This window comes from Bradyrhizobium tropiciagri (assembly GCF_001189845.1).
GTDB classification, from domain to species: Bacteria; Pseudomonadota; Alphaproteobacteria; order Rhizobiales; family Xanthobacteraceae; genus Bradyrhizobium; species Bradyrhizobium tropiciagri.
Genome location: NZ_LFLZ01000061.1, coordinates 35557 through 55523 on the forward strand (window position 1 = coordinate 35557; position 19967 = coordinate 55523).

Below are 19967 nucleotides of genomic sequence, written 5' to 3' on the forward strand. Positions count from 1 at the left end.
CTGACGGCACGGAACGAAATGCCCTCGGCTTGATTGAACGTAAGCCGCCATGGTAGCACGCCAAGCGATCAAGCCTCGGCATCACTCGTTGTGCTGATGGCCGGCGATACCAGATCTGAGAGGTCACGTGACTGCACCAAATCCTGCCGCCGGCAAACCCATCGATCCCTCAGCGCTCGCCAATGTGCCGCGATTGGTCACGGCCTATTTCGCCGGCAAGCCCGACGCCAGCGATCCCACCCAGCGGGTCGCGTTCGGCACATCGGGCCATCGCGGCTCGTCGCTGAAGAACTCCTTCAACGAAGATCACATCCTCGCCACGACGCAGGCGATCTGCGATTACCGGCGAGAGAACGGCCTCACCGGACCGCTGTTCATCGGCATCGACACCCATGCGCTGGCCGAGCCGGCGCTGGCGAGCGCGGTGGAAGTGTTCGCGGCGAACGGCGTCGAGATCATGATCGACGCGCAGGGCGGCTACACCCCGACGCCGGTGATCTCGCACGCAATCCTGAGCTACAACAAGGGCCGTAGCAGCGGCCTTGCCGACGGTGTCGTCATCACCCCGTCACACAACCCGCCGGAGGACGGCGGCTATAAATATAACCCGCCGCATGGCGGCCCGGCCGACACCGACGTCACCGGCGTGGTCGAGAAGAACGCCAACCGCTATATCGAGGCCGGCCTCAAGGGCGTCGCGCGAATGCCGTATGATCGCGCGCGCAAGGCCGCGACCACGCATCTGCACGACTACATCACGCCGTATGTCTCCGATCTCGGCAACACCGTCGATCTGGCGCTGATCAAGTCCGCCGGCGTCAAGATCGGCATCGATCCGCTCGGCGGCGCGGCGGTGCATTACTGGCAGCCGATCATCGCGCGCTACGGCATCAACGCGTCAGTCGTCAACGAGGCGGTCGACCCGACCTTCCGCTTCATGACCGCGGATTGGGACGGCAAGGTCCGGATGGATTGCTCGTCGCCCTATGCGATGGCGAGCCTGATCGGGATGCGCGACCGGTTCGACGTCGCCTTTGCCAACGACACCGACGCCGATCGTCACGGCATCGTGACGCGCTCGAACGGATTGATGAACCCGAACCACTTCCTTGCCACCGCGATCGCCTATCTGTTCGCGCACCGGCCGCAATGGAGCAAGGATGCTGCGATCGGCAAGACCATCGTGTCGAGCTCGATCATCGATCGCGTGGCGAAGAAGCTGGGTCGCAAGCTGGTCGAGACGCCGGTCGGCTTCAAATGGTTCGTCGACGGGCTCGGCAGCGGCGGCTTCGGCTTTGCCGGCGAGGAAAGCGCCGGCGCATCGTTCCTGAAGCGCGACGGCTCGGCCTGGACCACGGACAAGGACGGCATCATCCTCGGTCTGTTGGCGGCGGAGATCATCGCCAAGACCGGTCGCGATCCCAGTGAATTGTTCAAGGAGCTGACCGCCGAGCTCGGCGTGCCCTATTACGAGCGCATCGATGTCGCGGCGACGCCGAAGCAGAAGAACGCGCTGAAGGCGCTCGGGCCCGACCAGCTCAACATGACCGAGCTCGCCGGCGATCCGGTGCGCGCGGTCAGGACCAAGGCGCCGGGCAACGATCAGCCGTTCGGCGGCATCAAGGTCGAGAGCGACGCCGGCTGGTTCGCTGCACGTCCGTCCGGCACCGAGGATGTCTACAAGATCTACGCCGAAAGCTTCCGCGGGCCGGATCATCTGAAGCAGATCCAGGGCGACGCGCAGGCCGCGATCGCAAGGTATTCTGAAGGCGCGAGGGCGGGCGGAATCCATGCGCGTCTTGTTGACCGGCTCCTCCGGCTGGCTCGGCCGCTTCCTTGCGCCGCGGCTTCGACAGGCCGGCCATCACGTGACCGGCCTCGACGTCGTCGCGGGCACGGCGACCGATGTCATCGGCTCGGTGGCCGAGCGATCGGTGGTTGACCGCGTGTTCGGCGATCACGGCATCGAGGCCGTGATCCATGGCGGCGCGCTGCACAAGCCTGACATTGCGCGGTTCGCGCCGCAGGCTTTTGTCGACGTCAACGTGTCAGGCACGCTCAACCTGCTGCAGGCCGCCGTGGCCGCCGGCCATGATCGTTTCGTGTTCACCTCGACGACCTCGCTGATGATCTCGCAGGCGATCCGGGACGAGGAGGGCCATGCGGCGGTGTGGCTCGACGAGACGAGCGGGCCGCTCGAGCCGCGCAACATCTACGGCGTGACAAAACTCGCCGCCGAAGCGCTGTGCCGGCTGTACAGCCGCGAGCATGGGTTGAACTGCGCGGTGCTGCGCACCAGCCGCTTCTTCCCCGAGGACGACGACACCATCCGCGACATCCATGGCGAGAACCTGAAGGCGACCGAGCTGCTGTACCGTCGCCTGACGGTCGAGGACGCTGCCGACGCCCATGTCGTGGCGCTGGAGAAGATCAGGGGATTCGAGGTGTTCGTGATCAGCGCGCCGACACCGTTTGCGCGCAGCGACGTTGCTGCCCTGAAGACCGACGCGGCGAGCGTGATCGGGCACTATTTCCCCGACGCGCCGGCGCTGTTTGCAAAGCGCGGCTGGCGCCTGCCGGGGTCGATCGGCCGGATCTATGACGCGAGCAAGGCCGAACGGCTGCTCGGTTTCCGCGCGGTAACCGACTTTGCAGCGGTGCTCGGCGCCCTGCGCAATGGCGAGCCGCTTCCTTTTGCGCACGATCCCGATTATGTCTCGCCGTCAACGAGGCTCGCAAATGGCTGACTTCCACGGCGTCTTTCCGTATCTGGTGTCCCCGGTCGATCCCGCAGGCCATGTCCGCACCGAGGTGCTGGCCCGGCTCTGCGATGATCTGGTCAAGGCCGGCGTCCACGGCTTGACGCCGCTCGGCTCGACCGGCGAATTCGCCTATCTCAACAATGCGCAGCGCATGCAGGTGGTGGCGACCACGATCGAGGCCGCGCGGGGCCGCGTGCCTGTGGTTGCCGGCGTCGCCTCGACCTCGACGGCGGACGCGGTGGCGCAGGCCAAGGCCTACCAGAAGCGGGGTGCTGCCGGCATTCTCGCGATCCTGGAAGCGTATTTTCCGCTCAGCGATGCGCAGGTGGAAGCCTATTTCCGCGCCATCGCCGACGCGGTCGACATTCCCGTCGTGATCTACACCAATCCGAACTTCCAGCGCTCTGACCTGACGCTCGACGTCATCGCGCGCCTCGCCCAGCACCCGCGGATCGGCTACATCAAGGACGCCTCGACCAATACCGGCCGGCTGCTGTCGATCATGAACCGCTGCGGCGACAGCCTGAAAGTGTTCTCGGCGTCCGCCCATATCCCGGCCGCTGTCATGCTGATCGGCGGCTATGGCTGGATGGCCGGCCCGGCCTGCATCATCCCGCGGCAGAGCGTTGAGCTCTACAATCTTTGCCGCCGCGCCCGCTGGGATGAGGCGATGACCGTGCAGCGCAAGCTCTGGCGCATCAACGAGGCGTTCGCCCGCTTCAACCTCGCCGCCTGCATCAAGGCCGGGCTCGCGATCCAGGGCTACGACGTTGGCGACCCCGTGCCGCCACAGGCGCCGCTCACCGCCGAGCAACGCAAGGTGGTCGAGGCGGCCCTGCGCGATCTTGCCTGAAGCTGGCTTGCGCGTTGCCTTTGGCTTGCGGGACGCATAAAGCGCATTGCGTCGTCTTTTCCGGGCGTGTTGTCTCGCGCCGAAAATCCGCTAAAACCCGCCGAAATTTCTGAACTCAAGGATCCTTCGATGAACATTCTTCCCGGCAATATGCGTTTTGGTGCGGGCCAGCCAGTCAAGCGTCTGGAAGACCAGCGGCTGGTCACCGGGAAGGGGCATTTCATCGACGACAAGCCGCAGGACGGCGCGCTCTGGCTGCACGTGCTGCGCTCGCCGCATGCCCATGCCAACATCAAGTCGATCGACGCCAAGGCGGCGCTGGAGATGCCCGGCGTCAAGGCAGTCTATACCGGCGCCGACCTCGTGAAGGACGATATCGGCACGCTGCCGACGCTGGCGATTTTCAAGCGGCCCGACGGCTCGCCGATGACGGTGCCGCCGCGGCGCCTGCTGGCGCATGACGTGGTCCGCTACGCGGGCGAGGGTGTCGCGGCTGTGGTCGCGACCTCGCGGGTGCTGGCGCAGACGGCGGCTGAAGCGATCGAGGTCGATTACGAGGTGCTGCCGTCGGTGGTCGATCCGGTCGAGGCGATCAAGCCCGGCGCGCCCGCGGTCTGGCCGGAGGCGCCCGACAACATCGTGGCCGCGATGAGCTATGGCGACGCCGCCAAGGTCGAGGCAGCCTTTGCCAGCGCCGCGCACAAGGTGTCGCTCGACCTCATCAGCCAGCGCCTGGTGCCGTCGGCGATGGAGCCGCGCTCGACCATTGCCGAGATCGAGAAGAAGACCGGGCGGCTCATTCTCCACGTGCAGTCGCAGACCCCGGGCTCGACCCGCGATCTCCTCGCGGAATCGATCCTGAAGCGGCCGAAGGACAGCGTGCGCGTGCTGGTCGGCGATATCGGCGGCGGCTTCGGCCAGAAGACCAGCCTCTATCCGGAAGACGGCATCGTCGCCTATGCCGCGACCAAACTGAACGAGAAGATCCGCTGGCGCGGCGATCGCACCGACGAGTTCGTCGGCGGCACCCACGGCCGCGACCTCACCTCGACCGGCGAGTTCGCGCTCGACGCCAAGGGCCGCGTGCTGGCCTATCGGGTGCGATCGATCGGCGGCACCGGCGCTTACTCGTCGGGCACCGCCAACATCATTCCGCTGGTGCTCGGCCCGTTCGTGCAGACCGGCGTCTACGATCTGCCGCTGGTGCATTTCGAGGTGAAGTCGGTGATGACCCACACCGCGCCGGTTGGTGCCTATCGCGGCGCGGGCAGGCCCGAGGCGGTGTTCATCGTCGAGCGGCTGTTCGACGCCGCCGCGCGCCAGATCGGCATGGACCCGCGCACCATCCGCAAGGTCAACTACATCAAGCCGGCGCAGCTGCCTTACACCAACGCGGTCGGGCAGGTGTACGATTCCGGTGCCTTCGCGCACATGCTGGAGCGCGCTTCTGACTTGGCCGACTGGAACGGCTTTGCTGCGCGCAAGAAAGCGGCCAAGAAGAAAGGCCTGCTCTACGGCCGCGGCCTGACCAGCTACATCGAATGGACCGGCGGCCGCGCCCACACCGAAAACGTTTCGCTGCATGCGACCGCCGAAGGCCGCGTCGTCCTGCATTCCGGCACCATGGCGATGGGCCAGGGCCTCGCCACCACCTACACCCAGATGATATCAGATACGCTCGGCATTGCCATGGACAAGATCGACGTCATCCAGGGCGACACGGATCTTGCCACCGGGTTCGGCAGCGTCGGCTCGCGCTCGCTGTTCGTCGGCGGCACCGCGGTTGCGGTCTCCGCCAACGACATGATCAACAAGGCGCGCGACAAGGCCTCCAATCTGCTAGAAGCCTCCGTCGGGGACATCGAGTATCGCGACGGCTTCCTCACCGTGGTCGGCACTGACAGGCGTATCAGCCTGTTCGAGATCGCGAAGAAAGAAAACGGCGCCAAGCTCTCGGTCGAGAGCGAGGGCAATGTCGACGGCCCGAGCTGGCCGAACGGCACGCATATCTGCGAGGTCGAGATCGATCCCGAGACCGGCGTCACGCGCGTGGTGCGCTACACCACGGTCGACGACGTCGGCGTCGCGGTCAATCCGATGCTGGTGACCGGGCAGGTGCATGGCGGCGTTGTCCAGGGCATCGGCCAGGCCCTGTACGAAGGCGTGGCCTACAGCGAGGAAGGCCAGCTGCTGACCGCGAGCTATCAGGACTATTGCATCCCGCGCGCCTCGGACATTCCGCCGATGTCAGTGACGCTCGATCCCTCGGCGCCCTGCAAGACCAATCCGCTGGGCGCCAAAGGCTGCGGCGAGTCGGGCGCGATCGGCGGCCCGCCCTGCATCACCAACGGCGTGATGGATGCCCTGAGCGAGGTCGGGATCACCCAACTCAACACGCCGCTGACGCCGGTGAAGATCTGGCAGGCGATAAGGGACGCGAAGGCGGGGGCGTAAGCGCGCCGGCACCTTCACCCTCCCCTGGAGGGGGAGGGTCGACGCGACTGAAAGGAGCGGCGGGGTGGGGTGAAAGTCCCTCCTCGTGAACAGTGCCCGAGTTGAGAGATCACCCCACCCCGTCACGCATCTTACGATGCGTGCCGACCCTCCCCCTCCAGGGGAGAGTGAAGGGAAGGCGATCGCGGCCAGACTCGGCCTACAACCCCAGCACCATCTTCGCGATGATGTCGCGCTGGATCTCCGACGAGCCGCCGAAGATCGTGTACGCCCGCCCGTTGAGATATTCCGGCACCACCGGCAGCAGCTCTTCCGGGATCGCCGGCTCGTGGTTGAGCCGGTAGAACGGCCGCGCCGGCTCGACGGCAAGGCCGTCCTGGCCGATCACGTCGACGCCGAGCCGCGTCACCGCCTGGCGGATCTCGCTGACGCGCAGCTTGATCAGCGACGACACCGCGCCGGGATTCTGCCCGGTCTGCAGTGCCGACAGCACCCTGAGCTCGGTCATCTCGAGCGCGTCGATATCGACCTCGACCTCCGACATCCGCATCGCAATGTCGGGGTCCTCGATCGCGCGGCCGGTGACGTCGGACGCGGCGAGATCGGTGATCGTCTTCAGCGCCTCGCGCAATTTTGCGGAGGCGATGCCGGAGCCGCGCTCGAACTCGAGCAGGTACTTGCCGTAGGTCCAGCCCTTGCCTTCCTCGCCGACGCGGTTGGCGACGGGCACCCGGACGTCGTCGAAGAACACCTGGTTGACTTCGTGATCTCCGCCGATGGTCAGGATCGGGCGCGTGGTGATGCCAGGCGTCTTCATGTCGATGAGAATAAAACTGATGCCGTCCTGCTGCCGCGCGCCGTCGCTGGTGCGCACCAGCGCGAACATCCGGTTGGCGTGATGCGCGTGCGTGGTCCAGATCTTGGTGCCGTTGATGACGTAGTCGTCACCGTCGCGCACCGCGCGGGTCTTCAGCGATGACAGGTCGGAGCCCGAGCCGGGCTCGGAATAGCCCTGGCACCAGTAATCTTCGCCGGAGAGAATCCGCGGCAGATAGAAGTTCTGCTGCTCGGGCGAGCCGAAGCCGATGATGACGGGGCCGACCATCTTCACGCCCATCACGTTGACATTCGGCACGCCTGCGCGGGCGCATTCCGCCTCGAAGATCCAGCGCTGCGCCGGCGTCCAGTCCGGCCCGCCATGCTCGACCGGCCAGCCCGGTGCGCCCCAGCCCTTCCGGTGCAGCGCGCGCTGCCAGGCCATGCCGATATCGGGATCGGAGAACACCGACGGGGTCAGCGCGGTGGCGCGCTTCATCTCCGGCGTCAGGCTCTCGGCGATATAGTCGCGGACTTCCTGTTCGAAGGCGCGCTCTTCGGCGCTGAAGGTGAGATCCATGATGGGCTCTCCGTTATGCGTGGGCGCGGCCGCTCAGGGCGGCGTGGCGGCGATAATGATGGGCGCTGCCGCCGAACAGGGTGTCGAAGGCGAGCAGCCGCTTGAAATAGGCGCCGATGTCGAGCTCCTCGGTGACGCCCATGGCGCCGTGCAGCTGCACCGCCTGCTCGGCGACGAAGCGTGCGCATTTTCCGATCTTCGCCTTGGCGCCGGAGGCGGCGCGACTGCGCGCCGCGGGCTCGGCATTGGCCATCAACGCCGCGCGCAGCGCCATCGACCGCGCCTCATCGACCTGCATTGCGACATCGGCGAGGCGATGGCGGATCACCTGATTGGCCGATAGCGGCCGGCCGAACTGCTTGCGGATCTTGGTGTATTCGAGCGTGGTGTCGAGCAGCGTCTGCATGATGCCGACCGCTTCCGCGCCGAGCGCGGCCATCGCGCGGTCGACCACGGTCTCGATCGCGGGCAGCGCATCGCTGCCATCGCCGAGCAACGCGTCGGCAGGCAGTTGCACATCTCTGAGATCGAGATTGCAGCCGCGTCCGCCGCCGAGCCGCGCATAGTCGCGCGAGGTGAGGCCGGGCGCACCGGCCGGCACCAGGAACAGGGCAAGCTTGCCGGTCGCGCCATTGGCGTTGGCAACGCGGGCGGAGACGATGATCTGGTTGGCTGCCGCGCCGTCGAGCACTGCGACCTTGCTGCCGTTCAGCCGCCAGCCGTCGGCGGTTTTGGTGGCCGTCGTGTCGACATGGGCGAGGTCGAAGCGCGCGGCGCGTTCCGAATGTGCGAAGGCGAGCGTGAGCGCGCCCTCGGCGACCCTGGGCAGGATCGCCTGCTTCTGCGCCTCGGTGCCGCATTCGGCGACCAGCGCGGCGCCGATCACGACAGTGGAGAGGAACGGCTCGGATACGAGACCGCGGCCGAACGCTTCCATCAACAGCCCGATCTCGATCGCGCCGCCGCCGAGCCCGCCATGGGCTTCGGCGATCGGCAGCGCCAGCCAGCCGAGCTCGGCGAATTGTTTCCAGATCGCGGGCGAATAGCCCAGCGGATCGTTCACCGCCTTCTTGCGATGCTCTGATGTGAAGGTTTCCGCCACGAAGCGGTCGGCACTTTCGCGCAGCAGGCGCTGCTCGTCGCTGAGGGTGAGGTCCATCTGGCTTTCTACACGTTGGCGGTTTTCTTGACGGAAGGATGCAGCCCCGCGGGGTCCACCACCATTCCGAATTCCTGGAGATTATGCGCGTGGCAGAGCTGATGCAGCGCGAACGCCTGATCGATCGCCGCAGGCTGCCCCATGATGTCGATCGAGCGGTTCACCGCCTCCTTGGAGAGCTTCAGCGCAAACGCGGGTTTTGTGGCGATCCTGCGCGCCAGCGCCAGCGTGAACGACGAGAGATCGCCGCGCGGCACCACGTGATTGACCATGCCGAGGCGATGCGCCTCGTCCGCGCTCCAGACATCGGCGGTGAACAGCATCTCCTTGGCCTTGCGCGCGCCGAGCTCCCAGGGATGCACGAACCACTCGACGCCGCAGACGCCCATCGTCACCACGGGATCGCAGAACTCGGCATCGTGGCTCGCGACGATCAGGTCGCAGGCCCAGGCCAGCATCAGCCCGCCGGCGATGCACTTGCCGTGCACCTCCGCGATCGTGGGCTTGGCGAGATTGCGCCAGCGCCGTGTGATCTGCAGATAGATTTCCTGCTCGCGCGCGAAGCGGCCATGCGCGTTGGGTTCGGCGAAGCCGCCCCAATTTCCGACTGGCGGGAAATCGACGCCCGCCTCGTTCTTGGCGCCTGGCCTGAGATCGTGACCGGCCGAGAAATGCGGGCCGTTGCCGGCGAGGATGATGACCTTGACCGCGTCGTCCTGCACCGCCCGGTCGAAGGCGGCGTTGAGGTCGTAGGTCATCTGCAGGTTCTGGGCGTTGCGCGCCTCAGGGCGGTTCATCACGATCCGCGCAATCGCGGGGTCGGGCTGCTCGACAACAATCGTCTCGAATTGTTCAGACGCCAATGGATCCTCCCGCGATCGATTTTTTCGCCATGATGAACGGCGCAGGGAGGGATAGGCAAGGGCCATCATCCGCAAAAGAGCGCGCGAAATCCGCGCCACGGGATTATCAGGCGGAAATCTGTTACCGTGAGAGAGAATCCACCGGGAGGACCATCTTCATGCGCAAGCTTTGGACCGTGCTGGCAGCGCTGGCGACCTTGAGCCTGACCAACTGCGGCTACAACGCGATCCAGACCAATGACGAGCAGGTCAAGTCGAGCTGGTCGGAGGTGGTGAACCAGTACCAGCGGCGTGCCGACCTGGTGCCGAACCTGGTCAACTCGGTGAAGGGCTTTGCGCAGCAGGAGAAGGACGTGCTGCTCGGCGTCACCAATGCACGCGCCAAGGTCGGCAGCATCCAGGCGACATCAGAGGTGCTCAACGATCCCGCAGCGTTCCAGAAGTTCACGCAGGCGCAGGGCGAGCTGACCAGCGCGCTGTCACGGCTCCTGGTCGTGACGGAGAACTACCCGCAGCTGAAATCGGATGCACTGTTCCGTGACTTGATGGCGCAGCTCGAAGGCACCGAGAACCGCATCACGGTGGCGCGCAACCGCTACATCAAGTCGGTGCAGGAGTATAACGTCGGCATCCGAACCTTCCCGAACAATCTGACCGCGATGGCGTTCGGCTACAAGGAGAAGCCGAACTTCACCGTTGACAATGAGAAGGAGATCTCGACCGCGCCGAAGGTCGATTTCAATCCAGCCCCGGCGCCGTCGAAGTAGTGCCGCCCGGCGCCCGTCGCGATGACCGCCGCACGCGTCATCCTGTTCGCCTTCCTGCTGGGCTTCATGTGTCCGGCGTGGGCCGAGGTTGCAGTACCTCAGCTCACCGGCCGCGTCGTCGATCAGACCGGCACGCTGTCGGCTGCTGATGTCGCCTCACTGAACGACAGGCTGAAGGATCTGGAGACCCGCAAGGGCAGCCAGATCGCGGTCTTGATCGTGCCGACGTCAGGCGAAGAAACCATCGAGCAGTTCTCGATCCGCGTCGCCGAGGCTTGGAAGATCGGGCGCAAGAAGGTCGACGACGGTGCGCTGCTCGTCGTTGCCAAGAACGACCGTCATTTGCGCATCGAGGTCGGCTACGGCCTCGAAGGCGTGCTGAGCGACGTCGTCACCCATCGCATCATCGACGAGGACATCACGCCGAAATTCAAGGCCGGCGATTTCGCCGGCGGGATCTCGGCCGGCGTCGACCGGATGATCCGCCTGGTCAATGGCGAGCCATTGCCGGCGCCGGAGCCCGAGCATTGGCAGGCGCCCAATCTCGTCGACTTCGCCAACCCGGTCGCGATCTTCGGCATCATCATCGTGGCAGGCTTCCTGCGCGGCCTGCTGGGGCGGCTGTTGGGCTCGGTCGCGACCGGCGGCATCGTCGGTGTCTTCACCTGGATGCTAGCCGGCTCGCTCGCCACCGCGCTGGTGGTCGGTCTGTTCGCTGGTGTTGCGGCGCTGATCTTTGGCGGATTGAATTTTGGCGGTCCGGCGGCGGGCTCGGGACCGTACCGGCGCGGCGGCGGTTATTCCGGGGGCTGGTCCGGCGGCGGGGGCTGGAGCAGCGGCTCGAGTTCGAGCGACAGCGGCGGCTTCAGCGGCGGAGGCGGCAGCTTCGGCGGCGGCGGCGCCTCGGGGAGCTGGTAGGCATATGAGCATCAAGCGCATCGGCAAGCATCTCATCGAGCATCGCTGGCGCGTGCGGCGTGAGTTTCCGCCGCGCGTGCTCGATGCGATCGAACAGGCGATCAAGGCCGGCGAGGCCACCCATTCGGGCCAGATCCGCTTCGTCGTCGAGGGCGCGCTCGACGGCGTGCCGCTGTTCCGCAACCAGCCGGCGCGGGAGCGGGCACTCGACGTGTTCTCGCATTTGCGGATCTGGGACACCCATCACAACAATGGTGTCCTGATCTATCTGTTGCTCGCCGACCGCGACGTCGAGATCGTCGCCGACCGCGGCATCGACGCAAAAGTCGGCCACGCTGGCTGGGAAGCGATTTGCCGCGCGATGGAAACGGACTTTCGGGCCGGCCGGTTCGAACAGGGCGTGATCAATGGGATCGCGGCGGTGTCGCAGGAGCTGGCGAAGTATTTTCCGCCTGCCGAGGGCGGCCCGAACGAGCTGCCGGATAGGCCGGTGGTGATTTGAGGGATTGAGCCACTTGGCCTTCTTCATCCTCCCCTGGAGGGGGAGGATCGACGCGAATGCAATGAGCGGCGAGGTGGGGTGAAGGTCTCTCCGCCTGAAGGCTGCCCGAGTTGAGAGATCACCCCACCTCTTCGCATTGCGCTATCGCTTCATGCGAACCGATCCTCCCCCTCCAGGGGAGGATAAGGAGACCGCCCTTACGCTTTCACCGACGGCCGCGCGGCGATGCGGTTGAACCAGGCGACGATGTTGGCGTTCGACTGGTCCAGCGGCTGGCCGACCTGGTTGCCGAAATCGATCCAGCAGTAGAGCAGCATGTCGGCGAGCGTGAAGCGCTTGCCGCAGATGTAGTCGCGTCCATCGGCCATCTGGTTATCAAGCCATTTGATGCGATTGGCGGCGATCATCTTCAGCCCCGGCGAGGCTTCGGGCGCGACGGGAATCCGCTTCTCGAAGAATTTCAGCGCCTCGCCGAAGCGATAGCCGTTGGCAAGCGGCTCGGCGATGTTGAGATCGACCCGGCGCGTCCACATCCGGCATTCAGCGCGCTCTTCCGGCGTGCTGCCGATCATCGCGGGCGAGGGGTGCTTCTCCTCGAGATATTCGCAGATCGCCGTGATCTCGGACAGATAGTTGCCGCAGTCGAGCTCGAGCGCCGGCATCTGGCCATGCGGATTGCGCTTCAAATGCGCTTCCTCGCGGTTCTCGCCCTTGCGCAGGTCGACGGTCTCCTTGGGGATCTCGATGCCCTTCTCCGCCATGAACATGCGCACGATGCGCGGATTGGGTCCGATCGAGTCGTAAAGCTTCATGGTCCTCGCTCCCTGTTCTTCAGCGTTATTCTTGCCGCTGTTGAACAGGCCACAAGCGGGTTTGTCAAATGCAGCGCCGCATGCACGGTCGCGCAAGCTCGGGCGTCAATCGTCGTACCGGTCGCGCGGTGGCCGCATGATCTGCCTGTCGCCTGTCGCCTGTCGCCTGCCGATGGCGGTCATTGCGCCGGTTGAGTTGCTATTCCCGGCACTGACGGCCGACCGCGATAGACCGACAGACCCACGAGGCCCACCGCTGCAGCGAAGAGGATGTAGTAGACCGGAGCAGCCTTGTCGCCCGTGACCTGGACCAGCCAGGTGTTGATGAACGGTGCCAGCCCGCCGAACAGCATCACGGCGAGATTGTACATCAGCGATGCTCCGGTCGAGCGCACGCCGACCGGGAATATCTCGGTCATGAAGGCCGGCATCGGCCCGGCCAGGGCTCCGAGCAGGACCGCGACGATCTGCAACTGCCAGAGATTCGCCGTGGTGGGCGCGGCGACGAGCCGCTGCAAGATCACATAGAACAGCAAGCTGTAGATGATCAGCGCCGGCACCAGCACCGCGCGGCGGCCGATCCGGTCGGAGAGGGCGCCGCAGGCCACCGCCACCGCCGCATTGACGAGGCTGACGACGAGCAGGCCGAGCTGCGCGTTCAGGATCGGCAGCTTGAGCTCGGCGACCGCATAGGTCGGCAGAAAGATCGCATTGACATAGTTGATCGCCGTGCCGGCGGCGATCAGGCAGAACGAGGCAATCAACTCGCGCGGATGTTCGGAGAACAATTGGCCGAGCGTGGTCTGCCTGCCAGGCTGCGCCGTTGCAGCCCTCTCGGCGAGATACGCCTTGAATTCGGGCGACTCGTCGCACCTTTGGCGCAGGTACCATCCGGTCGGCCCGATCAGAATGCCGAGGATGAACGGCGCGCGCCAACCCCAGCTCGCGAAGGCGTCCGCCGACAGGCCGAGATTGAGGCCGATCGCCATCGCGGCACCGAGGCCGAACGCCAGCGATTGCGACACCATCTGGAACGAGCCGTAGAATCCGCGCCGGCCGGGCGGCGCGAACTCGATCAGCATTGCGCTCGCGCTGCCGAACTCACCGCCGGCGGAAAAGCCCTGGATCAGCCGCGCCAGCAGCAGCAGCAGCGGCGCGGCGATTCCGATCGCGCCGTAGGTCGGCAGGACGCCGAGCAGGCCGGTGCCGGCAGCCATCAGCGATATCATCACGACCAGCGCCTTCTTGCGGCCGTGCTTGTCGGCGTAGAGCCCGAACACCAGGCCCCCCAGCGGCCGGGCTGCAAAGGCGATCCCGAATGTCGCGAAGGTGAGCAGCAGCGAGGAATGCGGATTGTCCGCGGGAAAGAACAGCTTGCTCAGGATGCCGGCGAACAGGCCAAAGACGGTGAAGTCGAACCATTCCAGCGCATTGCCGATCGTGGAGGAGATCACCACCCGCCGGCGCATCTGCGCCATCGTGTCAGCCTGCATTCGCTTGGTCTCCCCGCTGTCGGCAACGGCTTGCATCGCCGCGTCTGTGATTCTTATCGTTGCGAGCCGATCCTAGTGCAAAGTCATGGCAGGTCACAACGGGCGGCTTCGGCTGGGACCGAGCCTCAATCGTCGAGCTTGTTGAGGTCGCGCACCGATTGCATGATCGGCTCGAAGTTCGAGCGCGCATCGAGCGCGTCGAACAGTTGCGCGGTGTCCTCGAGCAAAGCGTGCGAGCGCTGCAGCGCGATCCGCACGTCGTCCTGCGGCGTGTCGGAGAGGCGGCCGTGCCCCGACAGCAGGATCTTCGAGTTGAGGCCCTTCAGCCGCTCGAGCGACTGGATGTAGTCGGCAATCGAGCCGGAGCCGAACACGCCGCCCATCACGCCGCCGGGCATCAGCGTATCGGCAGCGAACAGCAGCCCCTTGTCCTGGTCGAACAGCGAGATGCAGGCCGAGGTATGGCCCGGCGTGTACATCACGTTGAGGCGGAAATTGCCGAGGTCGATCAGGTTGCCTTCCTCGAGCCAGATGTCGATGTCGATCGGCACGTTCGGTTCGTTGAACATCTTGCGCAGCATCGAGAAGTCGTCGCGCAGCATGATCTTGTTGGCGGCGAGCCGGTGCGCGGCGATATAGGCTGAGCCGTGGAAATGATAGGCCGCACCGATGTGATCGAGATGCTCGTGGCTCAACACCACCATGTCGATCATCTCGGGCGTGATCCCGAGATGGTTGAGACAGGCGACGAGCGACGGATAATTGGTCGACAGCCCGACGTCGATCATGATGGTCCGCTTGCTGCCGCGCACGAGATAGGCGTTCGCAGCGCGGTTCTTGAAGCGGATCTGGTAGACATCGTCAGCAGCCTGAATCAGCGTCGCGACGTCGGCGTCGAACAGCGTCTTGAACGGGCTCGGCTTGCGCTCGCTCATGGTGCAGCCGCCGTCCGATAGGTGACGGCGTTGGAGGCGCGCAGGCGTTTCGAGAGCGCATCCATCACCATCAGCGCGAAGGCCGGCTGCTGGCTGACCAGGTAGACGAAGCGGGCGTGGTTGATCCGCATTACGCGCGTCGCGGGCGCGGCTGCGATGGCGGTCGCCGAGCGCGCCGAGCCATCGATCACGGCCATCTCGCCGAAGAACTCGCCCTTGCCGAGGCTGACGATGACGGTCTTGTTGCCACCATCGATCTTGGCGATGTCGACGGTGCCGTCGAGCACGACAAATAGTTCTCGGCCGGTCGAGCCTTCCTCAAAAATGACGTCATCGACACCAAATTCATTGATGCATTTCTCGATCGTCATGGTGCTCCCCTGCCTTCTGGCTGGAAGATGACGGCATGTTAATCGGGAAAGCGCCGCGCGCAAACGGAGTTGACGCAGATTGCCGCAGGGCAGCATCGCCCAAATCCGGCCCGGAAAACTCCCTAAAATTTAGGTAATGGCGGCGCGGGGTAACCATTTCGCAAGCAATAAAAGTTACCGAATTGTCAACCAAGCCTGGAGACTTTGAACGTGAGTGAGCAGCAGAGCGAGCCGGTCAGCGGTCAAACCGGCGCCGATATGGCGGCGAAGAGCGAGCCCGCGATGGCCGTGGCCGGTGTCGAGGCTCCGCGGCTCGCGCCCGAGCAGGAAGAGACCTCGCCGAAGGCGGACGCGCCCAAGACGGATGCGCCGAAGGCCGAAGCCCCCAAGGAAGCGCCCAAGGCTGAGCCGTCCCGGCTTGATCCCGCGCTCGAGGCCAGGATCGACGCCAAGATTGATCCCAAGACCGAGCCGACCAATATGGCGGTGCCCAAGGTCGAGACCGGCGAGCGTGAAGAGCCGCGTTTCCCGGGCAGACTGATGATCATGGCACCCGGTGACCGGACCTGGGACCATGAGGCGACCGCCTCCAAGCCGGGTGTCGAGCAGGCCGGCAAGACCGCCGCCAAACCGGCCGGCACGCGCCGGTTCGGGGCGATGGCCGCGGTGATTGCGCTGGCGACCGTGGCAGGCGCCATCGGTGGCGCGCTCGCGACCGCAGGGCTAGGCCATTTCGCCGCCCCCGCTGCTGCCTCGGTCAGGGACGTGGCTGCAAAGGACGCTGCAAAGGAAGCGACCGACACGGCGCTCGCCCGGATCGATGGCGAAATCGCCGCCCTGAAGTCCAGCATCGACCAGACCGCCAGAAACGGGACCGTTCAGTTCAGCAAGGCCAGCGAGCGGATCGAGAAGGTCGAGAAGGCCCAGGCCGAGCCGATCGCCAGGCTCAACAAGCTCAGCGAGACCGTCGACAAGCTCCGCGCCCCGCAGACGACTGTCGCCGCGGCGACGCCCGCCCGCGAGGTCACCGGCTCGATCCCGCCGGCGACTGCCGCGGCAGCGCCTGCCGCCCCGAGGCCCGAGGTCGGCCGCCTGCCGGTGGTCGATGGCTGGGCGCTGCGCGACGTCGGCAATGGCGGCGCGCTGATCGAGGGTCGCGGCGGCATCTACGAGGTCTACGCCGGCGATCCCGTCCCCGGCCTCGGCCGCGTCGACGCCATCCGCAAGCAGGACGGCCGTTGGGTGGTCGTCACCAGCAAGGGCCTGATCGTCTCGCGTTGATTGCGAAAACACGACAACACCAAGGCGCTTCACCGCGATGTGAGCGCCTTTTTTCTTGAATAGGGTTTGCCGCGCGGTGTTAGTGAGGGCATGGGCCGCGCGCTGAAATGCCTCTTGCTGATGACCGTACTGCTCGGCGGCGCCATGCCTGCGCGTGCTGCGGAGGATCGCGCGCTCGAGCGTGGCGCGGCGGTGATCGATCCCGCTGTTCTGCGCGAGCTCGATCATGGCCGCTTTGGCCTCGGCCGGATGCTCGCGCCTGAACGCTCCGCCGATACGCCGCTGTCCAACCGCGAGCTGTTCGCCTTGCCTGCGATGCTGCCGGTGCGCGAGGCGCTCGATCGCGAATTCGATCGCTATATCGCGAAGCACAAAGCGAGCTTGCCGAACGAGAGCATCGGGATCGGCGACGGCTTTGCGTTTCAGCTGTTCGACCGTGCGCTGTTCGAATCCTCTGATGTTCGCTTCGTGCTGGCCGGCATCGTCAACCGCATGGACCGCGCCTATGTGGCGCCGAAAGACTGCGGCGAGATCAGGCTGATCTATCGGCTGACCCGTACCGATGTGCCGCTGATCGGCGAGAACGCGGTCTCGCAGCGGCTGCCGATGACGCTGAACCTGGTGCTCAAGGCGAAAGGCGACGGCAATGACGCGTCGCTCAGCTGCCGCGAAATCGCGCGCCGCTGGCTCGCGACCGCCGGCGCTCAGCCTGCGATGGACAAATTGTTCGGCAAGGACGGGCCGCTCGATTTGATCGATGCCCGGAATATCGATCGCATCGAGACCAATCTGCAGATTGCGCACGCGCCGAAATCCGCGGTGCGCGACTTCCGCACCGACTATCTGCTGAAAGTGTTCGACTACGACGGCGCGGCAAAGCGCTTTGCCGAGGCACCGCTGGAGAACCAGATCGATCGCGACCGCATTCTGGCTGACGAGGGATTGAAGCGCGACTTCAAGGCCTGGCTGCTGGATCCCAAACATTTTGCCGAGCTCGATCGCGGCACCTTGCTGGTTCCCGATCGTTTCCTCGCAACCGGTGCCGTCGCGCCGACCCCGATCGGTTTTGACATCAGCGATCTGCAGCCGGAGTTCGGGATGGTGCACGGCGAGGGCGGAGCCGGCAATGCGGTGTTCTCGGAGGGCGACGTCGTCGGGGCCTTGCAGAAGGCTGCCGCCGACGGAACGAAGCTCAGGAATATCCAGTCGCTGGCCGGCTTCGAGCGGCGCCTCAACGACGTCACCTGCGCAGGCTGCCATCAGACCCGCGGCATCGGCGGCTTCCACTTCCCCGGCGTCGACTGGATGGCGGCAAAGCCGTCGAACTCCACCGTGGTACCAGCCTCGCCGCATTTCTTCGGCGACCAGCCTCGCCGCCGCGATATCCTCACAAGCTTCCGCGACGGCAAGGCGCCGGATTTCTCGCGCGGCTTCTCCAACCGGCCGCAGCAGCGCGCCAGCGCCGAGCTAGCCGGCACCGAATACAGCGACGGCTGGGGCGCGCATTGCTATCTGCCGGGCGGTGGGCCCGCCGAGACCGACCGTAGCTTCCGCGGCTGGACCTGCGCCGAGGGGCTTGCCTGCCAGGTTGCCGGGAAAACCTCCCGCATGGGCATGTGCTTCGTGAAGGGCCGCTGATTTCAGCGGGAACCGGAGCGGCTGCGCGTCATTATTTGATGCTACACTCGAGTTTGCCTGGACCTGACAGCTCTGACCGGAGACCGGCCCGATGAGTGCTTCCGAGGACAACAAGCAGCGCAACCGCGAGATCGCGGCCAACGAGGCCGAGCGTCAGGCGGTCAGCGCCGTCCGCGTCAGCAGCTGGGCGATCGGGCTCGCGGTCATCATCGGCATCATCGTGGTGGCCATCGTCTGGGCGTGGATGACACGCTGAAGTGACGCTCGACGGAAGCCGTCCGCTACGCCACTGCGCCGGACGCGCGCAGCTTCTGGATCGTGGCCTCGTCGTAGCCGGCCTGGCGCAGGATCTCGTCGGAGTGCTCGCCGACTTCCGGCGGCTTGCGCGGCTGCACCTTCTTGGTGCCGTCGATGAAGATCGGGCTGTTCACGGTCAGCATGGTGTCGTTCTCGAAGCGCACCAGCACCTCGTTCTCGATCATCTGCTTGTCGTTCGGGATGTCGTCGAGGATGCCGACGACGCCGAACACCAGGCCGTTGCCGTCGAGGATCTTGCGCCATTCCGCGAGGTCCTTGCCGGCGAACACCTCGTCGAAGATCTTGATCAGCTCGACCGAGCGCGCGTGGCGGTCCGCCTTGGTGGCGAAGCGGGCATCCGCGACGAGATCCTCGCGGCCCATGCAGCGCGCCAAGGTCGGCCATTGCCGGTCCTCGTTGAGCAGCGACAGGATCAGCCAGCGGCCGTCCTTGCACTTGTAGTGGTTGGTGACGGCGTTGAGCGCCTCTTCGCGCGGCTTGCGCTTCTTGAACTTGGCGCCGGCAAGCTTGGCCTGCGCCAGCACGCCGTTGGCCCAGACGCCGTTGGCCATCAGATTGGTCGAGACGTGCGAGCCCTTGCCGGTCTTCTCGCGCTTGAACAGCGCGGTGACGATTGCGCCGTAGAACGCCATCGCGCAGGGATGGTCGCCCATGCCGGCGACCGAGCGCGCCGGCGTGGTGTCCTCGTCGGCGCGCACCAGATCCATCAGGCCGGAGCGGGCCCAGTAGGCGTTGGAGTCGAAGCCGGGCTTGTTGGCCTCTTCGCCTTTCTCGCCATAGCCGGTGAAGGAGGCGTAGATCAGCCGGTCGTTCAGGTGGGCGAGATGATCGTGGGTGATGCCGAGCTTCTGGCGCACCTGCGGCGGCATATTGGTGATGAACACGTCGGCTTCCGCGACCAGCTTGTAGAGCACCTCGCGCGCCTCTGATTTGGTGAGGTCGAGTGCGAGGCTCTTCTTGTTGCGGGCCTCCAGCATCCACGCGAAATTGTGCTCGCTTGCGGGATAGCCGGGCAAATTGGGCAGATTGCGGTAGGGGTCGCCGGCGCCGGGCGGCTCGATCTTGATGACGTCGGCGCCGAAGTCGGACAGCACGGTGGCGGCCGCGGGCGCCGCGATGAAGCTCGCGCAGTCCAGGACCTTGAGCCCGTCAAATATGCCTTTTTCCATCGTGCCGTCGCTCCCGTGGCGCTTGTTGGTGTTTTTCCGGTAGCTGGAATTATCGCTGGCGATGATCCCGTTGAGCGGCCATTTGACCCATCTCGGGGTGATGATGCAACGGCACTTTCTTACCCTCGCTTCACCCTCCCCTGGAGGGGGAGGGTCGGCTCACAATGAGCGAAGCGAATGTGAGACGGGGTGGGGTGATCTCTCAACACGGGCAGTGCTCGCATGGAGAGATCACCCCACCCCGCCGCTCATTTCATTCGCGTCGACCCTCCCCTG

Annotated in this window: 17 protein-coding genes and 1 pseudogene; 10 read left to right on the top strand and 8 right to left on the bottom strand. The window is 65.5% G+C overall.

Features of this window, described 5'->3' with window-relative positions:
- Positions 1-127: 127 nt before the first annotated feature.
- The 4 genes and pseudogenes from pgm to AKN84_RS33805 all read left to right on the top strand — a co-directional run.
- Positions 128-1759, top strand: a pseudogene (gene pgm / locus AKN84_RS33790) (phosphoglucomutase (alpha-D-glucose-1,6-bisphosphate-dependent)); the annotation flags it as partial.
- A gap of 31 nt (positions 1760-1790) precedes the next feature.
- The gene (locus AKN84_RS33795; RefSeq protein WP_050424794.1) at positions 1791-2747 is read left to right on the top strand and encodes an NAD-dependent epimerase/dehydratase family protein; all 957 of its coding nucleotides are present in this window, start codon (positions 1791-1793) and stop codon (positions 2745-2747) included.
- Positions 2740-3615, top strand: a complete 876-nt coding sequence (locus AKN84_RS33800; protein WP_050424795.1) for a dihydrodipicolinate synthase family protein — start codon at positions 2740-2742, stop codon at positions 3613-3615. The genes AKN84_RS33795 and AKN84_RS33800 overlap by 8 nt, the downstream gene beginning before the upstream one ends.
- Before the next feature lie 129 nt (positions 3616-3744).
- The gene (locus AKN84_RS33805; protein WP_050424796.1) at positions 3745-6069 is read left to right on the top strand and encodes a xanthine dehydrogenase family protein molybdopterin-binding subunit; all 2325 of its coding nucleotides are present in this window, start codon (positions 3745-3747) and stop codon (positions 6067-6069) included.
- 199 nt (positions 6070-6268) lie between these two features.
- On the opposite strand, the gene AKN84_RS33810 is transcribed toward AKN84_RS33805, so the two are convergent.
- From AKN84_RS33810 to AKN84_RS33820, 3 genes are read right to left on the bottom strand one after another with little or no spacing between them, the layout of a single operon-like run.
- Positions 6269-7465 carry an acyl-CoA dehydrogenase family protein gene (locus tag AKN84_RS33810; RefSeq protein WP_050424797.1) on the bottom strand — a complete coding sequence of 399 codons (1197 nt, stop codon included), beginning with the start codon at positions 7463-7465 and terminating at the stop codon, positions 6269-6271.
- 13 nt (positions 7466-7478) lie between these two features.
- On the bottom strand, positions 7479-8624 hold the full coding sequence (locus AKN84_RS33815; RefSeq protein ID WP_050424798.1) for an acyl-CoA dehydrogenase family protein: 1146 nt from the start codon (positions 8622-8624) through the stop codon (positions 7479-7481).
- An 8-nt stretch (positions 8625-8632) separates the two neighbouring features.
- Complete coding sequence (locus AKN84_RS33820; protein ID WP_128971406.1) at positions 8633-9487, bottom strand: enoyl-CoA hydratase; 855 nt, start codon at positions 9485-9487, stop codon at positions 8633-8635.
- Between the two features lie 158 nt (positions 9488-9645).
- On the opposite strand from AKN84_RS33820, the gene AKN84_RS33825 reads away from it, so the two are divergent.
- Genes AKN84_RS33825 through AKN84_RS33835 form a run of 3 tightly spaced genes read left to right on the top strand, consistent with a single transcriptional unit; the run spans position 9646 to position 11674 of the window.
- Positions 9646-10254, top strand: coding sequence for a LemA family protein (locus tag AKN84_RS33825; protein WP_050424799.1), 609 nt, complete (start codon positions 9646-9648; stop codon positions 10252-10254).
- A gap of 21 nt (positions 10255-10275) precedes the next feature.
- Positions 10276-11172, top strand: coding sequence for a TPM domain-containing protein (locus AKN84_RS33830; protein WP_050424800.1), 897 nt, complete (start codon positions 10276-10278; stop codon positions 11170-11172).
- 4 nt (positions 11173-11176) lie between these two features.
- Positions 11177-11674 carry a TPM domain-containing protein gene (locus AKN84_RS33835; protein ID WP_050424801.1) on the top strand — a complete coding sequence of 166 codons (498 nt, stop codon included), beginning with the start codon at positions 11177-11179 and terminating at the stop codon, positions 11672-11674.
- A 197-nt stretch (positions 11675-11871) separates the two neighbouring features.
- Here AKN84_RS33835 and AKN84_RS33840 read toward each other — a convergent pair whose 3' ends face one another.
- The 4 genes from AKN84_RS33840 to AKN84_RS33855 all read right to left on the bottom strand — a co-directional run bounded on the left by AKN84_RS33840 (position 11872) and on the right by AKN84_RS33855 (position 15285).
- Positions 11872-12486, bottom strand: a complete 615-nt coding sequence (locus tag AKN84_RS33840; RefSeq protein ID WP_050424802.1) for a glutathione S-transferase family protein — start codon at positions 12484-12486, stop codon at positions 11872-11874.
- A gap of 179 nt (positions 12487-12665) precedes the next feature.
- A complete protein-coding gene (locus AKN84_RS33845; RefSeq protein WP_050424811.1) occupies positions 12666-13979 on the bottom strand; it encodes an MFS transporter in 1314 nt (437 codons plus the stop codon).
- A 125-nt stretch (positions 13980-14104) separates the two neighbouring features.
- Complete coding sequence (locus AKN84_RS33850; protein ID WP_050424803.1) at positions 14105-14914, bottom strand: MBL fold metallo-hydrolase; 810 nt, start codon at positions 14912-14914, stop codon at positions 14105-14107.
- Positions 14911-15285, bottom strand: coding sequence for a Crp/Fnr family transcriptional regulator (locus AKN84_RS33855; RefSeq protein ID WP_050424804.1), 375 nt, complete (start codon positions 15283-15285; stop codon positions 14911-14913). Before AKN84_RS33855 ends, AKN84_RS33850 begins: the two co-directional genes overlap by 4 nt.
- A 204-nt stretch (positions 15286-15489) precedes the next feature.
- On the opposite strand from AKN84_RS33855, the gene AKN84_RS33860 reads away from it, so the two are divergent.
- From AKN84_RS33860 to AKN84_RS48220, 3 genes are all read left to right on the top strand, one after another.
- Complete coding sequence (locus tag AKN84_RS33860; protein WP_050424805.1) at positions 15490-16566, top strand: hypothetical protein; 1077 nt, start codon at positions 15490-15492, stop codon at positions 16564-16566.
- A 90-nt stretch (positions 16567-16656) separates the two neighbouring features.
- A complete protein-coding gene (locus tag AKN84_RS33865) occupies positions 16657-18204 on the top strand; it encodes a hypothetical protein (RefSeq protein WP_050424806.1) in 1548 nt (515 codons plus the stop codon).
- Between the two features lie 91 nt (positions 18205-18295).
- The gene (locus tag AKN84_RS48220; protein WP_167351890.1) at positions 18296-18460 is read left to right on the top strand and encodes a hypothetical protein; all 165 of its coding nucleotides are present in this window, start codon (positions 18296-18298) and stop codon (positions 18458-18460) included.
- Between the two features lie 25 nt (positions 18461-18485).
- On the opposite strand, the gene AKN84_RS33870 is transcribed toward AKN84_RS48220, so the two are convergent.
- Positions 18486-19691, bottom strand: a complete 1206-nt coding sequence (locus tag AKN84_RS33870) for a CaiB/BaiF CoA transferase family protein (protein ID WP_050424807.1) — start codon at positions 19689-19691, stop codon at positions 18486-18488.
- Between the last annotated feature and the right edge of the window lie 276 nt (positions 19692-19967).

Coding starts and splice junctions, on each gene's coding strand:
- AKN84_RS33795 (WP_050424794.1), top strand. CDS start 1,791: ATGCGCGTCTTGTTGACCGGCTCCTCCGGCTGGCTCGGCCGCTTCCTT.
- AKN84_RS33800 (WP_050424795.1), top strand. CDS start 2,740: ATGGCTGACTTCCACGGCGTCTTTCCGTATCTGGTGTCCCCGGTCGAT.
- AKN84_RS33805 (WP_050424796.1), top strand. CDS start 3,745: ATGAACATTCTTCCCGGCAATATGCGTTTTGGTGCGGGCCAGCCAGTC.
- AKN84_RS33810 (WP_050424797.1), bottom strand. CDS start 7,465: ATGGATCTCACCTTCAGCGCCGAAGAGCGCGCCTTCGAACAGGAAGTC.
- AKN84_RS33815 (WP_050424798.1), bottom strand. CDS start 8,624: ATGGACCTCACCCTCAGCGACGAGCAGCGCCTGCTGCGCGAAAGTGCC.
- AKN84_RS33825 (WP_050424799.1), top strand. CDS start 9,646: ATGCGCAAGCTTTGGACCGTGCTGGCAGCGCTGGCGACCTTGAGCCTG.
- AKN84_RS33830 (WP_050424800.1), top strand. CDS start 10,276: ATGACCGCCGCACGCGTCATCCTGTTCGCCTTCCTGCTGGGCTTCATG.
- AKN84_RS33835 (WP_050424801.1), top strand. CDS start 11,177: ATGAGCATCAAGCGCATCGGCAAGCATCTCATCGAGCATCGCTGGCGC.
- AKN84_RS33840 (WP_050424802.1), bottom strand. CDS start 12,486: ATGAAGCTTTACGACTCGATCGGACCCAATCCGCGCATCGTGCGCATG.
- AKN84_RS33845 (WP_050424811.1), bottom strand. CDS start 13,979: ATGCAGGCTGACACGATGGCGCAGATGCGCCGGCGGGTGGTGATCTCC.
- AKN84_RS33850 (WP_050424803.1), bottom strand. CDS start 14,914: ATGAGCGAGCGCAAGCCGAGCCCGTTCAAGACGCTGTTCGACGCCGAC.
- AKN84_RS33855 (WP_050424804.1), bottom strand. CDS start 15,285: ATGACGATCGAGAAATGCATCAATGAATTTGGTGTCGATGACGTCATT.
- AKN84_RS33865 (WP_050424806.1), top strand. CDS start 16,657: ATGGGCCGCGCGCTGAAATGCCTCTTGCTGATGACCGTACTGCTCGGC.
- AKN84_RS48220 (WP_167351890.1), top strand. CDS start 18,296: ATGAGTGCTTCCGAGGACAACAAGCAGCGCAACCGCGAGATCGCGGCC.
- AKN84_RS33870 (WP_050424807.1), bottom strand. CDS start 19,691: ATGGAAAAAGGCATATTTGACGGGCTCAAGGTCCTGGACTGCGCGAGC.